This is a genomic window from Microlunatus sagamiharensis (assembly GCF_900105785.1).
In the GTDB taxonomy this organism is placed as follows: domain Bacteria; phylum Actinomycetota; class Actinomycetes; order Propionibacteriales; family Propionibacteriaceae; genus Microlunatus; species Microlunatus sagamiharensis.
Window position 1 is genome coordinate 3,083,040 of the sequence record NZ_LT629799.1, and the last position, 13,285, is coordinate 3,096,324.

Sequence of the window (13,285 nt, forward strand, 5' to 3'; positions counted from 1 at the left end):
CTACCCGTGGGAGGTCTCGCCGCTCCCGGCCCGGAGGGCCTGCGCGCGGCCACGGTGCTCCTCGGGGAGCTCCTCGGGCAGGCCGAACCGGGCGAAGAGCGAGGTGTCGAAGAAGGCCGAGACGTGGGTGAAGCCGCCCTCGCCCAGCACCGGCACCTGCAGGTGGAAGGCGCGGTGCACGCCGTCGGCGGGGTCGCGCATGTAGAGCGCGAAGGCCGGGCCACCGTTGGCCGTGGTCTCCACCAGGATCTGGTCCCCCGCGCGCTCCGCGGGGCAGTTCAGCCGGATGAGGTCGCCGATCTCCTCGGCCCCGGAGTACCAGCCGGTGAAGGGCGGCATCTCCCACACCGCGTCGGCGCTGAGAAGCGCCACGATGCGCTCGACGTCGTAGCGCTCGAACGCGTCGACGTACTGCGCGAGCAGCTCCCGCTTACGCTCGTCGTCGGGCTGCCGGGCGCTGTCACGCTCCGACTCGGGGTCGAGCTTGGCCAGGTGGGCCCGGGCCCGCTGCAGGCTGCTGTTCACCGCGGCCACGGTGGTGCCGAGCAGCTCGGCCACCTCGCTCGCCGACATGCTCAGCACGTCGAAGAGCACGACCGCGGCGCGCTGCGGCGGGGTGAGGTGCTGCAGCGCCGCCACGAAGGCCAGCCGGACGCTCTCGTGGTCGAGCGTCGCGGCCTCCGGGTCCTCCGGGCTCCCGCCCCAGATGACCGCGTCGGGCAGGGGCTCGAGCCAGGTCACCTCCGGGCGCGACTCGAGCGTCCCGCGAGGGTCGGAGGCCGGCTGACCCAGCCCGGTCGGCATCGGTCGACGGGCGCGGCCGTCCAGCGCGGTGAGGCACACGTTCGTGGCGATCTTGTACATCCACGTCCGGACCGACGAGCGCCCCTCGAACTTGTCGTACGAGCGCCAGGCGCGGATGAACGTCTCCTGGACCAGGTCCTCCGCGTCGTGGACCGACCCGAGCATCCGGTAGCAGTGCGCGGTCAGCTCGCCGCGCAGCGGCTCGACCAGGGTGGAGAAGACGTCGCCGTCCGTCGCCAGCGTCATGGCGGCAAACTACTAGCGCACGCTGACAATGCGCAGCCCCCTGCGCGAGGTCGCGGCAGCGCTCAGAGCGGGGCGTACGGGGCGCCGAGCGCGGCCAGCGCCGCCTCTCCCCCGTCGTGCGCGGTGAGCACCCACAACCCGGCCGGCGTCAGCGCGACGGTGTGCTCGAAGTGGCAGGCGAGCCCGCCGTCGTCGGTGACGGCGGTCCAGCCGTCGTCGAGCTCGTGCGTCTCCGGCGACCCGAGCGTGAGCATGGGCTCCACGGCGAGGACCGTCCCGGGCACCAGCCGGGGCCCTCGGCCCCGGACCCGCTCGAGCAGCCCGTGCGGGGCACGGTTGGGCACGTCGGGCTCCTGGTGCATCGCCGTGCCGATCCCGTGGCCGACGTAGTCGTCGACGATGCCGTACGGCCCGGCGGCGCGCACGGCCGCCTCGACGGCCCGCCCGACGTCGGCGACCCGTCCATCGGGGCGCAGCGCGGCGATGCCGTGCCACATGGCCGTCCGTGTCGCGTCCAGCAGCCCGGCCACCTCGTGGCGCGGCGGCTCGGGGCCGACGACGACGCTGACCGCGGCGTCGCCGTGCCAGCCGTCGACGACGGCACCGCAGTCGATCGAGAGGAGGTCACCGGCGGCCAGGACACGGTCGCCCGGGATCCCGTGCACGACCTCGTCGTCCACGGAGAGGCAGAGCACGCCCGGGAAGCCGGGGCGGTCCTCCTCGGCGCCGTAGCCGAGGAACGACGGCTGCGCACCGGCCCGCGCCATGACCTCGGCGGCCACGGCGTCGAGCTCACGGGTCGTGGTCCCGGGCCGGACCGCCGCGACGACCGCCTCGAGGGCGTCGGCGACGACGAGCCCGGCGCGGCGCATCAGCCGCACCTGCTCGGGGCTCTTGACCTCGACGCCGGTGCGGCTCACGCCGGTGGGTTCAGGAGCTGGCGACGAGCGCGCCGTCGCCGGCCCGCTGGTCGAGGGCGGCGAAGAGCCGGCGGGTCACGTCGTCGATGTCGCCGAGGCCGTCGACCTCGACGAGGAGGCCGCGCTCCCGGTAGACGTCCAGCAGCGGCGCCGTCTGGTCGGCGTAGACCTGCTGGCGCGTGCGGATGGCCTCGGGCGTGTCGTCGGCGCGGCCGTCGGTCGCCCCACGACGCGTCAGCCGGGCCACCAGCTCGTCGGCGTCGACCGAGAGGGAGATGACCGCGTCGAGCTCGCAGTCGGCCTCCTTCAGCACCCCGTCGAGGAACGACACCTGGTCGAGCGTGCGCGGGTAGCCGTCGAGCAGGAAGCCGTCCGCGCAGTCGTCGGCGACGAGGCGGTCGGCCACGACCGCGTTGGTGACCTCGTCGGGGACGTACGCGCCGGACGTCATGATCTCCTGCACCTGCTTGGCCAGCGGGGTGTCGGAGTCCTTCATCGCGCGGAACATGTCGCCGGTCGAGATCGCCGGGATCGAGTAGTGCCCGCCGATCCGGCTGGCCTGCGTGCCCTTGCCGGCGCCGGGCGGACCCATGATCAACAGATGCATCAGCGGAGGAACCCTTCGTAGTTGCGCTGCTGCAGCTGCGACTCGATCTGCTTCACGGTGTCGAGGCCGACGCCGACGATGATCAGGATCGAGGTTCCACCGAAGGGGAAGTTCTGGTTGGCGTTCAAGAAGATGAACGCGACCGACGGCAGCAGTGCGATCAGTCCGAGGTAGAGGGCGCCCGGCAGGGTCAGCCGCGACAGCACGAACGCGAGGTAGTTCTCGGTCGGCTTGCCGGCGCGGATGCCGGGGATGAAGCCGCCGTACTTCTTCATGTTGTCGGCGACCTCTTCGGGGTTGAAGGTGATCGCGACGTAGAAGTAGGCGAAGAACACGATGAGCAGGAAGAACGTCGCCATGTAGATCGGGTGGTCGCCCTTGACGAAGTTCCCCGAGATCCAGCTCGAGAAGCGGTCCTCCGGCCGGAACTGCGCGTAGAGCGCCGGCAGGTAGAGCAGCGAGCTGGCGAAGATGACGGGGATGACGCCGGCCTGGTTGACCTTGATGGGGATGTAGGTGGTGGTGCCACCGAACATCCGCCGCCCGACCATGCGCTTGGCGTACTGCACCGGGATCCGGCGCTGGGACTGCTCGACGAAGATGACGCCGACCATGACCAGCAGGCCGAGGGCGATGACGAGCAGGAAGACGACCCAGCCCTGCTGGCCCGGGCGGGCGACCTTGAGGCTCCACAGCGCGGAGGGGAAGGTGGCGGCGATCTGGGTGAAGATCAGGACCGACATGCCGTTGCCGACGCCGCGCTCGGTCACGAGCTCACCGAGCCACATGATGACGCTGGTGCCGGCCGTCATCGTCAGGATCATGACGATGACCGGGAAGTAGCCCTTGTCGTAGACGATGCCGGTGCAGCCGGTGAAGAGCCGGTCGTTGACCGCGACGGTGACGAACGCCGTTGAGTTCAGCAGCGCGAGGACCAGGGTCAGGTAGCGCGTGTACTGCGTGATCTTCGTCTGGCCGGACTGGCCCTCCTTCTTGAGGGCCTCCAGCCGCGGGATGACCACGGTCAGCAGCTGCAGGATGATGCTCGCCGTGATGTACGGCATGATCCCGAGCGCGAAGATCGCCAGCTGGAGCAGCGCCCCGCCGGAGAACAGGTTGATCAGCGAGTAGAGCCCCTGCTGGTCACCCGAGGTCGCCTGGCGCAGGCACAGGTTGACCTGGGCCGCGTTGACGTTGGGCGTGGGGATGATCGAGCCGAGCCGGAAGATGGCCAGGATCCCGAGCGTGAAGAGGATCTTCTTGCGCAGGTCCGGCGTACGGAAGGCGTTGGCGAACGCGGAAAGCACTCCGGCCCTCCCTTTCAAGTCGCGAGGCGTCCTGGCGAGGGTACGCGCCGCCTGAGGACCGCCCGAGACTATCAAGCGAATCCGCGTCCGCCGCATCCGTCGGTCGGCGGCTGTCCAGTCGGTGGAGCCCGACCCCGCCCGGCCGGGGCGCCGGCGCCTGGACGACCGAGCGGGCAGGACACGCTTTTCGTCCTGCCCGAGAGGGAGGAGGGCGCCGGACCAGAGCACCGGCCGCGTCCGAGCGCAGCGAGGACAGAAGGAACGTGCGCCGGCGCCTGGACGACCGAGCGGGCAGGACACGCTTTTCGTCCTGCCCGAGAGGGAGGAAGGCGCCGGACCAGAGCACCGGCCGCGTCCGAGCGGAGCGAGGACAGGATGCGCGAGGCGCACCCTCCCCCACCCCGCGCACCCTGCGGGGTGCGCCTCGTGGCGGAGGGTGCGCCTCGTGGCGCCGCTACCGGGTCAGCGGGCGACGCGGTTGATGCTGTACGCCAGCGTGGCCGGGTCCCCCGTGGCGCCGAAGCGGGCGTTGGGCAGGTAGAGGTACCGCCCCGATGCGGCGACGGTGCTGGGCACGTCGAAGGCCGGGCTGGTGATGGTCCGCACCAGGCGGCCCTGCGTGCCCGTCCGGTCCAGGGACACGACGGCGACCTTGTTGAGGCGGTTCTGCACGGCGTACAGCGTCCGGCCCTGCAGGAGGAGCCCGTCGCCGTTCGTCAGGGCGTAGCCGCCGAGGTCGACGAGGCTCGCCCGTCCCGAGGGCTCCACGCGGAACAGCTGGCCGGTGTCGGACTTGACCACGAGCAGCGCGCGGCCGTCGGGCGTACGCGCGATGCCGTTGGCGTTGTTGACCCCGGGCGTCTGGCTCCAGTCCCCGGTCAGCGGGACCGTCTTCACCGCGCGGTCCGGGTGGGCCCGGTCGACGCGGTAGAGCTGGGCCTGCAGCGAGTCGGTGAACCAGACGTAGCGCCCGGCGACCACCTCGTCGTTGACGAAGGTCGAGCCGGCCGGGGCCGACGTGAGCTCGATGCTGGCCCGTACGCGGCCCATCCGGGTGTCGATCACCCGGGCATCCCCGCCCGAGCCTCCGGCGACCCACAGCCGGCGCCCGTCGACCTTGAGGCCCAGGGACGGCGTGCCCGGGCCCGTCGACAGGACGCGGCCCTTGCCGGTGCGCAGGTCGGCCGCGTAGATGTCGCCGCTCACCCGGGAGCCCGAGTAGACGGTCTTCCCGCCGATGGCGATGCCCTCGGGCTGGAACCCGGTCGGCAGCGCGATGCTCGCGGGGCTCTTCGACCCGTGGTCGTGGCGAGGGCCGGCCGAGGCGGCGCCCGCGCCCACGAGGGTCAGCCCGGCACCGAGGCCGAGCGTGGTGACGGTGACGACCGCTCGCCTCAGGCTGCGCGAGAGGCGGGATCGGGTGGCGGGGCGGTGCGTCGGTTCCATGGCGGTCTCCAGTGATCGGCGGGCCTGTGGTTGAGCAGTCAACGTCACCGGGCCGGTCAGGCGGAAGGTCCACCGCCTAGGAACTCGCTGAGACCCCGGACGGATGCAGGGAACGACGAAAGGCCGCCCGCTGGTGCGGGCGGCCTTGCGACGTGCGTGCTCAGAGCTCGGTGGTGCTCCCACCGGCCGCGGCGATCTTCTCCTTGGCGCTGGTGGAGAAGGCGTGCGCGCTGACCTGCACCGCGACGCCGATCTCCCCGTTGCCGAGGACCTTGACCGGCTGGTTGGCGCGGACCGCGCCGGCGGCGACGAGGTCGTCGACGCCCACGGTGCCGCCGCCCGGGAACAGGTTCCCGAGCTTGTCGAGGTTGACGACCTGGAACTCGACGCGGAACGGGTTCTTGAACCCGCGCAGCTTCGGCAGGCGCATCTGCAGCGGCATCTGGCCGCCCTCGAAGTTGGCCGGGGTGCCCTTGCGAGCGCCCGTGCCCTTGGTGCCGCGGCCGGCGGTCTTGCCGCCCTTGCCGCCCTCACCACGACCCACGCGGTGCTTCGCGGTCTTGGCGCCGGGGGCCGGCCTCAGGTGATGGACCTTCAGAGCCATGTCAGCTCACCTCCTCCACGGTCACCAGGTGGGCGACCGTGTTGATCATGCCACGGACCTCGGGACGGTCCTCGCGGACCGACGAGTCCCCGATCTTGCGCAGACCGAGGGTGCGCAGCGTGTCGCGCTGGTTCTGCTTGCCGCCGACGCTGCTGCGGATCTGACGGACGAGGAGCTGCGTCACGACGCGCTCACCGCCTCGCGGGCCCGCAGGATCGCGGCCGGGGTGACCTGCTCGACCGACAGCCCACGACGGCGGGCGACCTGCTCGGGCTGCTCGAGGCTCTGCAGGGCCGCGACCGTCGCGTGGACGACGTTGATCGCGTTGGCCGAGCCGAGCGACTTGGCGAGCACGTCGTGCACGCCGGCGCACTCGAGCACCGCACGGGCCGAACCGCCCGCGATCACACCGGTACCGGGCGACGCCGGACGCAGCATGACCACGCCGGCCGCCTTCTCGCCCTGGACGGGGTGCGGGATGGTGCCCTGGATGCGGGGCACGGCGAAGAAGTGCTTCTTGGCCTCCTCGACACCCTTGGCGATCGCCGCGGGCACCTCCTTGGCCTTGCCGTAGCCGACGCCGACGTTGCCGTCACCGTCGCCCACCACGACCAGCGCGGTGAAGCTGAAGCGACGACCACCCTTCACGACCTTCGCCACCCGGTTGATGGCGACGACGCGCTCGATGTAGTTGCTCTTCTCGGCGGGCCCGCCGCGGCCGCCGTCACGGCCGCCACCGCGACGGTCACCACCTGCGCCGCCTCCGCGGCGCTGGGTTCCACTCATCTGACTTACCTCTTCCTATTCCGGCGCGTCGCGGTCAGAAGCCGAGGCCGGCTTCGCGGGCCGCGTCGGCCAGGGCCGCGATCCGTCCGTGGTACTTGTTGCCGGCCCGGTCGAAGACGACCTGCTCGACCCCGGCGGCCTTGGCGCGGGTGGCGACGAGCTCGCCGACCTGACGCGCCTTGGCCGACTTGTCACCGTCGTTGCCACGGAGGTCGCCCTCCATGGTCGAGGCGTACGCCAGCGTGTGGCCGGCGACGTCGTCGATCACCTGGGCGGTGATGTGACGGGCCGACCGGGTGACGACCAGCCGCGGACGGTCGGGGGCGCCGAAGATCTTCTTGCGACCACGGACCTGACGGCGCAGCCGCGAACGGGTCTTGACCGCGGTGCCCTTGTGCTGCGACAGCGAGACAGCCATCACTTACCAGCCTTTCCAGCCTTCATGCGGACGTGCTCGCCCACGTAACGCACGCCCTTGCCCTTGTAGGGCTCCGGCTTGCGCAGCTTGCGGATGTTCGCGGCGACCTCGCCCACCATCTGCTTGTCGATGCCGATGACCGAGAAACGGGTCGGCGCCTCGACGTTGAACGTGATGCCCTCGGGGGCGGTCACGTGCACGGGGTGGCTGTAGCCGAGCGCGAACTCCAGCTGCGTCGGGCCCTTGGCCACGACGCGGTAGCCGACGCCGCGGATCTCGAGCTTCTTCTCGTAGCCCGTAGTCACGCCGGCGACCATGTTGGCCACCAGGGTGCGGGTCAGGCCGTGGAGCGAGCGGCTGACGCGCTCGTCGTCGGGGCGGTTGACCTCGAGCTCGCCGCTCTCGGCGCGCTCGACGGTGATGGGACGTGCGACGACGTGGCTCAGGGTGCCCTTGGGCCCCTTGACCTCGACGTTCTGCCCGTCGAGCGTCACGGTGACGCCGGCCGGGACGGGAACCGGCAGCCTGCCGATGCGGGACATGTCTTCAGATCCTCTCGGGTGTCCGGGTCACCAGACGTAGGCGACGACTTCGCCACCCACGCCGTTGCGGTGGGCCTGACGGTCGGTCAGGAGCCCCTGGGAGGTCGAGATGATGGCGATGCCGAGGCCGCCGAGGACCTTGGGCAGGCCGGTCGACTTCGCGTAGACGCGCAGGCCGGGCTTCGACACCCGGCGGACGCCGGCGATCGCGCGCTCGCGGTTCGTGCCGTACTTCAGCGTGATCGAGAGGGTCCTGCCCACCTCGCCCTCGCTCGGCTCCTTCACCTCGTAGCCCGCGATGTAGCCCTCGGACGTCAGGATCTCGGCGATGCCGACCTTGATGGTGCTGCTGGGCATGATCGCCTCGTCGTGGAACGCCTGAGAGGCGTTCCGGACGCGGGTCAGCATGTCCGCGATCGGGTCTGTCATGGTCATGGGTGCTGCTTCTTTCTCGCGCGGTTTCCCGTCCCCGGGACCTGCAGCGTGGGATCGGTGGCCTGGGCCCGCTCAGGGGCTCTGGTCACCAGGAGGACTTGGTGATGCCGGGCAGCTCGCCCTTGTGCGCCATGTCGCGGAAGCAGATCCGGCACAGGCCGAACTTGCGGTAGACCGCCTGCGAGCGCCCGCACTTCTGGCAACGGGTGTACGCGCGCACCGCGAACTTGGGCTTGCGGGCCTGCTTGACCTTGAGTGCTGTCTTCGCCATCTGTCGATTCCTCAGTTGGTCCGGAACGGGAAGCCGAGGCCGCGCAGCAGGGCGCGGCCCTGCTCGTCGGTCGTGGCGGTCGTCACGAAGGTGATGTCCATGCCCCGCGTGCGGTCGATCCGGTCCGGGTCGATCTCGTGGAACATGACCTGCTCGTTCAGCCCGAAGGTGTAGTTGCCGTTGCCGTCGAACTGCTTCGGCGACAGCCCCCGGAAGTCACGGATGCGGGGCAGCGCGAGGCTGACCAGACGGTCCGCGAACTCCCACATCCGGTCGCCGCGCAGCGTGACGTGCGCGCCGATCGGCATGCCCTCGCGCAGCTTGAACTGCGCGATCGACTTGCGGGCCTTGGTCACCTGCGGCTTCTGCCCGGTGATCGCCGCCAGGTCCTTGGTCGCCCCGTCGATGAGCTTCGAGTCACGGGCGGCGTCGCCGACACCCATGTTCACGACGACCTTGACCAGGCGCGGGATCTGCATGACGTTCGCGAAGCCGAACTCGGTGTTCAGCGCCGGCGCGATCTCGTCGCGGTAGCGCTGCTTGAGCCGGGGCACGGCCCGCGGCTCGCGGATCGTCGGCTCGGTCTCGGTGGCCGTCATCAGATCTCCTCCCCGGTCACCCGGGCGATCCGCATGCTGCGGGTCGACTTGTACTCGCTGCCGTCGGGACGGCGCTTGGTCACCTCGACGCGCTCGTGGCCCACGCGGGTCACGACCTCGTCGCCCTCGGCGTTCTTCACGACGAGCTGGACGTTGGACGCGTTCACCGGCGCCTCGGACGAGACGATGCCGCCCTTGGTCGTCTGGCGCGACTGCGGCTGCGCCGAGCTGTCCTTGAGGTGGCGCTTGACGATGTTCACGCCGGCGACGGTCACGGTGCCGCGCTCGGGCTGGGTCGCGAGGACCTCACCGACCAGGCCCTTGTCCTTGCCGGCGATGACCTTCACGCGGTCACCCTTGCGGACGTGGAGCTTGACGCTCTTCGTGCTCTTGGTGGACGTACGGGCCATGTCAGATCACCTCCGGGGCGAGCGAGATGATGCGCATGAAGCGCTTCTCGCGGAGCTCACGGCCGACCGGGCCGAAGATGCGGGTGCCGCGGGGCTCCGCGCTGTCGGCGCGGAGGATCACCGCGGCGTTCTCGTCGAACTTGATGTAGGAACCGTCGCCGCGACGGTTCTCCTTGACGGTGCGCACGATCACCGCCTTGACGACGTCGCCCTTCTTGACGTTGCCGCCCGGGATGGCGTCCTTGACGGTGGCGACGATGACGTCGCCGATGCCGGCGTAGCGACGACCGGACCCGCCGAGCACGCGGATGCACAAGATCTCCTTGGCACCCGTGTTGTCGGCGACCTTGAGCCGCGACTCCTGCTGGATCATCTGATGTCTCCTGGTTGTCTCACCGGTTCCCTCACGGGCCTGGTGGAACTGACGTTCCCTGAGCCCGTGGGGCTCCGGGTCTTGCTGAGCCGCCCCGCGACGAGCGCGGGGCAGGCGGGCGTGGTGCTACTTGGCCTTCTCGAGGATCTCCACGACGCGCCAGCGCTTGGTCGCGCTCAGCGGCCGGGTCTCCATGATCCGGACCCGGTCGCCGACACCGGCGGCGTTCTCCTCGTCGTGGGCCTTGAGCCGCGTGCTCTGGCGCAGCACCTTGCCGTACAGGCGGTGCTTGACGCGGTCCTCGACGCTGACCACGACGGTCTTGTCCATCTTGTCGCTGACCACGTAGCCCTCGCGGACCTTGCGCGCGGTGCGCTCGGTCGCGGAGGCCTCGACGGTCTCGTTGGTCGTCTCGCTCATGCGTTCACTTCCTCGGCGTCAGGATCGGTCGTGATCCCGAGCTCGCGCTCGGTCAGCACGGTGTAGATCCGGGCGATGTCCTTGCGCACGGCGCGCAGCCGGCCGTGGCTCTCCAGCTGCCCGGTGGCGTTGGAGAAGCGGAGCCCGAAGAGCTCCTCCTTCAGCTCGCCGACCTTGCGGTCCAGCTCGCTGCGCGACAGGCCGCGCAGCTCAGCGGCGGTCAGTCCCTTGGCCATCAGATGTCACCTGCTTCGCGCTTGATGAAGCGCGCCTTCATGGGCAGCTTGTGGATCGCCAGGCGCATCGCCTCACGAGCCACCTCTTCGTCGACACCGGCGAGCTCGAAGAGCACCCGGCCCGGCTTGATGTTCGCGATCCACCACTCCGGGGAGCCCTTGCCCGAACCCATGCGGGTCTCGGCGGGCTTCTTGGTCAGCGGGCGGTCGGGGTAGACGTTGATCCACACCTTCCCACCGCGCTTGATGTGGCGGGTCATGGCGATACGGGCGGACTCGATCTGACGGTTGGTCAGGTACGAGGCCTCCACGGCCTGGATGCCGAAGTCGCCGAAGGCGAGCGACGTGCCGCCCTTGGCCGCACCGGTCCGCTTGGGGTGGTGCTGCTTGCGGAACTTGACCTTGCGAGGGATCAGCATGCTCAGGCCTCCTGCGTGCTCGGAGCGGTCTCGGTCGCCGCACCGGCGCCGGCCGTGACGGCCTCGGCCGGGGCGTCCTCGCGACGACGGGCGCCGCCGCGCTCGGGACGGTCGCCGCGGGCCGGACGGTCACCACGGGCCGGACGGTCACCACGGCCACCCGGACGGCTGCGACCGCCGGCGGCGTTGCGGGCCGCCTTCTGGGCCGCGCGCTCGGTGCGGGTGCCCGAGACGTCGCCCTTGTAGATCCAGACCTTCACGCCGATGCGGCCGAAGGTCGTCTTGGCCTCGAAGAAGCCGTAGTCGATATCGGCGCGCAGCGTGTGCAGCGGGACCCGACCCTCGCGGTAGAACTCCGAGCGGCTCATCTCGGCGCCACCCAGACGGCCCGAGCACTGGATCCGGATGCCCTTGGCGGCACCGGAGCGCATGGCCGACTGCTGCGCCTTGCGCATTGCGCGACGGAACTGCACGCGCGAGGCGAGCTGCTCGGCCACGCCCTGCGCCACGAGCTGGGCGTCGGTCTCGGGGTTCTTGACCTCGAGGATGTTCAGCTGGACCTGCTTGCCGGTGAGCTTCTCGAGCTCGCCGCGCACGCGCTCGGCCTCGGCGCCGTTGCGGCCGATGACGATGCCCGGACGCGCGGTGTAGATGTCGACGCGGACCCGGTCACGGGTGCGCTCGATCTCCACCGAGGAGATGCCGGCGCGCTCGAGGGTCTTGGTGAGCATCGCGCGGACCTTGATGTCCTCGCCGATGTACTCCTTGTACGCCTTGTCGGTGTACCAGCGGCTCTTGTGGTCGGTGCTGATGCCCAGACGGAAGCCGTACGGCTGGATCTTCTGGCCCATGCTCAGGCCCCCTTCTCGGACGTGCTCTTGGGCTCGACGACGACGGTGATGTGGCTGCTCCGCTTGAGGATGCGGCTCGCGCTCCCCTTGGCCCGCGGGCGGATGCGGCGCATCGTCACGCCCTCGTCCACGAACGCGGCCGAGATGAACAGGTCGTCGCGGCGCAGGTTGTGCGTCTGCTCCGCGTTGGCCGCCGCGCTGGCGACGACCTTGTAGACCGGCTCGCTCGCGGCCTGCGGCGCGAACTTGAGGGTGTCCAGGGCCGCGTTGACGTCCATGCCGCGCACCAGGTCGACGACCCGGCGGCTCTTGGTCGCCGAGATGCGGACCTGCTTCGCGATCGCGAACGACCCGGGACGGTCGCCGAGCAGCGACTTGCGCCGGCTCGGGCGGGAGTCCTTGTCCTTGCTCATGACTTCTCTTCTCCTCTACGCACCACCGCGGTCAGCGGCGGCGCGCCTTCCGGTCGTCCTTGACGTGGCCGCGGAAGGTCCGGGTGGGGGCGAACTCGCCCAGCTTGTGACCGACCATCGACTCGGTGACGAACACCGGGACGTGCTTGCGACCGTCGTGCACCGCGATCGTGTGACCGAGCATGTCCGGCACGATCATCGAGCGACGCGACCACGTGCGGATGACGTTCTTCGTCCCGCGCGTGTTCTGCACCTCGACCTTCTTGGCCAGGTGGTCGTCGACGAACGGGCCCTTCTTCAGGCTGCGTGGCATCTTCTACTCGCTCCTGCTCAGCGCTTCTTGCCGGACTTGCGGCGGCGGACGATCTGGCGGTTGCTCGCCTTGTTGGGGTTGCGGGTGCGGCCCTCGGGCTTGCCCCACGGGGTGACCGGGTGGCGACCACCGGAGGTCTTGCCCTCACCACCACCGTGCGGGTGGTCGATCGGGTTCATCGCGACACCGCGGACGGTCGGGCGCTTGCCCTTCCAGCGGTTGCGACCCGCCTTGCCCCAGTTGATGTTCGACTGCTCGGCGTTGCCGACGGCGCCAACCGTGGCGCGGCACCGCACGTCGACCATCCGCATCTCGCCCGACGGCATGCGCAGCGTGGCGTTCTTGCCCTCGCGGGCGACCAGCTGGATGCTCGCACCGGCCGAGCGGCCGAGCTTGGCCCCACCGCCGGGACGCAGCTCGACGGCGTGGATCGTGGTGCCGACCGGGATGCGCGACAGCGGCAGGTTGTTGCCCGCCTTGATGTCGGCGGCCTCGCCGGCCTCGACCTCGGCGCCCTGGTTCAGCCCGTTCGGCGCGATGATGTAGCGCTTCTCGCCGTCCGCGAAGTGCAGCAGCGCGATGCGCGCCGTGCGGTTCGGGTCGTACTCGATGTGCGCGACCTTGGCCGGCACGCCGTCCTTGTCGTAGCGCTTGAAGTCCACGAGGCGGTAGGCCTGCTTGTGACCGCCACCGATGTGCCGGGTGGTGATCCGGCCGGTGTTGTTGCGGCCACCGGTCTTGGGGCTCGGGACGAGGAGCGACTTCTCCGGCGTCGACCGGGTCAGCTCGACGAAGTCGGCCACGGACGAGCCACGACGGCCCGGGGTGGTCGGCTTGTACTTACGGATACCCATTCGAATCAGTC

Annotated in this window: 22 protein-coding genes; all 22 read right to left on the reverse strand. The window is 70.4% G+C overall.

What is annotated here, in order from left to right:
* On the reverse strand, nt 1-1,050 hold the full coding sequence (locus tag BLU42_RS14180) for a sigma-70 family RNA polymerase sigma factor (protein ID WP_091075533.1): 1,050 nt from the start codon (nt 1,048-1,050) through the stop codon (nt 1-3).
* A 62-nt stretch (nt 1,051-1,112) separates the two neighbouring features.
* A complete protein-coding gene (gene map, locus BLU42_RS14185) occupies nt 1,113-1,970 on the reverse strand; it encodes a type I methionyl aminopeptidase (RefSeq protein WP_091075536.1) in 858 nt (285 codons plus the stop codon).
* 10 nt (nt 1,971-1,980) lie between these two features.
* Nucleotides 1,981-2,577, reverse strand: a complete 597-nt coding sequence (locus BLU42_RS14190; RefSeq protein ID WP_091075539.1) for an adenylate kinase — start codon at nt 2,575-2,577, stop codon at nt 1,981-1,983.
* Nucleotides 2,577-3,884, reverse strand: coding sequence for a preprotein translocase subunit SecY (gene secY, locus BLU42_RS14195; protein WP_091075543.1), 1,308 nt, complete (start codon nt 3,882-3,884; stop codon nt 2,577-2,579). Before secY ends, BLU42_RS14190 begins: the two co-directional genes overlap by 1 nt.
* Nucleotides 3,885-4,346: 462 nt before the next feature.
* The gene (locus tag BLU42_RS14200) at nt 4,347-5,330 is read right to left on the reverse strand and encodes an SMP-30/gluconolactonase/LRE family protein (protein WP_091075547.1); all 984 of its coding nucleotides are present in this window, start codon (nt 5,328-5,330) and stop codon (nt 4,347-4,349) included.
* A gap of 160 nt (nt 5,331-5,490) precedes the next feature.
* Nucleotides 5,491-5,934 (reverse strand): 50S ribosomal protein L15, encoded by a 444-nt coding sequence (gene rplO, locus BLU42_RS14205; protein WP_091075551.1) that lies wholly within the window; start codon nt 5,932-5,934, stop codon nt 5,491-5,493.
* Nucleotide 5,935: 1 nt separating this feature from the next.
* The gene (gene rpmD / locus BLU42_RS14210; RefSeq protein WP_091075554.1) at nt 5,936-6,118 is read right to left on the reverse strand and encodes a 50S ribosomal protein L30; all 183 of its coding nucleotides are present in this window, start codon (nt 6,116-6,118) and stop codon (nt 5,936-5,938) included.
* Nucleotides 6,115-6,720 carry a 30S ribosomal protein S5 gene (rpsE, locus tag BLU42_RS14215; protein WP_091075558.1) on the reverse strand — a complete coding sequence of 202 codons (606 nt, stop codon included), beginning with the start codon at nt 6,718-6,720 and terminating at the stop codon, nt 6,115-6,117. Before rpsE ends, rpmD begins: the two co-directional genes overlap by 4 nt.
* A 34-nt stretch (nt 6,721-6,754) precedes the next feature.
* Nucleotides 6,755-7,138 carry a 50S ribosomal protein L18 gene (gene rplR, locus BLU42_RS14220; protein WP_091075562.1) on the reverse strand — a complete coding sequence of 128 codons (384 nt, stop codon included), beginning with the start codon at nt 7,136-7,138 and terminating at the stop codon, nt 6,755-6,757.
* Nucleotides 7,138-7,680 carry a 50S ribosomal protein L6 gene (gene rplF / locus BLU42_RS14225; RefSeq protein WP_091075566.1) on the reverse strand — a complete coding sequence of 181 codons (543 nt, stop codon included), beginning with the start codon at nt 7,678-7,680 and terminating at the stop codon, nt 7,138-7,140. The genes rplR and rplF overlap by 1 nt, the downstream gene beginning before the upstream one ends.
* Nucleotides 7,681-7,707: 27 nt before the next feature.
* Nucleotides 7,708-8,115: a 30S ribosomal protein S8 gene (gene rpsH / locus BLU42_RS14230; protein ID WP_091075570.1), complete on the reverse strand. Its 408-nt coding sequence runs from the start codon at nt 8,113-8,115 to the stop codon at nt 7,708-7,710.
* 85 nt (nt 8,116-8,200) lie between these two features.
* Nucleotides 8,201-8,386, reverse strand: coding sequence for a type Z 30S ribosomal protein S14 (locus BLU42_RS14235; RefSeq protein ID WP_091075573.1), 186 nt, complete (start codon nt 8,384-8,386; stop codon nt 8,201-8,203).
* A gap of 11 nt (nt 8,387-8,397) precedes the next feature.
* Nucleotides 8,398-8,985, reverse strand: a complete 588-nt coding sequence (gene rplE, locus BLU42_RS14240; protein ID WP_091075576.1) for a 50S ribosomal protein L5 — start codon at nt 8,983-8,985, stop codon at nt 8,398-8,400.
* Nucleotides 8,985-9,395, reverse strand: a complete 411-nt coding sequence (rplX, locus tag BLU42_RS14245; RefSeq protein ID WP_091075577.1) for a 50S ribosomal protein L24 — start codon at nt 9,393-9,395, stop codon at nt 8,985-8,987. The genes rplE and rplX overlap by 1 nt, the downstream gene beginning before the upstream one ends.
* Nucleotide 9,396: 1 nt before the next feature.
* A complete protein-coding gene (rplN, locus tag BLU42_RS14250) occupies nt 9,397-9,768 on the reverse strand; it encodes a 50S ribosomal protein L14 (RefSeq protein ID WP_091075581.1) in 372 nt (123 codons plus the stop codon).
* 126 nt (nt 9,769-9,894) lie between these two features.
* Nucleotides 9,895-10,188, reverse strand: coding sequence for a 30S ribosomal protein S17 (gene rpsQ / locus BLU42_RS14255; protein WP_091075584.1), 294 nt, complete (start codon nt 10,186-10,188; stop codon nt 9,895-9,897).
* Nucleotides 10,185-10,424, reverse strand: a complete 240-nt coding sequence (rpmC, locus tag BLU42_RS14260) for a 50S ribosomal protein L29 (protein WP_091075588.1) — start codon at nt 10,422-10,424, stop codon at nt 10,185-10,187. The genes rpsQ and rpmC overlap by 4 nt, the downstream gene beginning before the upstream one ends.
* Nucleotides 10,424-10,843: a 50S ribosomal protein L16 gene (rplP, locus tag BLU42_RS14265; RefSeq protein ID WP_091075591.1), complete on the reverse strand. Its 420-nt coding sequence runs from the start codon at nt 10,841-10,843 to the stop codon at nt 10,424-10,426. Before rplP ends, rpmC begins: the two co-directional genes overlap by 1 nt.
* A gap of 2 nt (nt 10,844-10,845) precedes the next feature.
* Nucleotides 10,846-11,694 carry a 30S ribosomal protein S3 gene (rpsC, locus tag BLU42_RS14270; protein ID WP_091075597.1) on the reverse strand — a complete coding sequence of 283 codons (849 nt, stop codon included), beginning with the start codon at nt 11,692-11,694 and terminating at the stop codon, nt 10,846-10,848.
* 2 nt (nt 11,695-11,696) lie between these two features.
* The gene (gene rplV, locus BLU42_RS14275; RefSeq protein ID WP_091075601.1) at nt 11,697-12,107 is read right to left on the reverse strand and encodes a 50S ribosomal protein L22; all 411 of its coding nucleotides are present in this window, start codon (nt 12,105-12,107) and stop codon (nt 11,697-11,699) included.
* A gap of 31 nt (nt 12,108-12,138) precedes the next feature.
* Nucleotides 12,139-12,420: a 30S ribosomal protein S19 gene (gene rpsS / locus BLU42_RS14280; protein WP_091075605.1), complete on the reverse strand. Its 282-nt coding sequence runs from the start codon at nt 12,418-12,420 to the stop codon at nt 12,139-12,141.
* Between the two features lie 17 nt (nt 12,421-12,437).
* Nucleotides 12,438-13,274: a 50S ribosomal protein L2 gene (gene rplB, locus BLU42_RS14285; RefSeq protein WP_091075609.1), complete on the reverse strand. Its 837-nt coding sequence runs from the start codon at nt 13,272-13,274 to the stop codon at nt 12,438-12,440.
* Between the last annotated feature and the right edge of the window lie 11 nt (nt 13,275-13,285).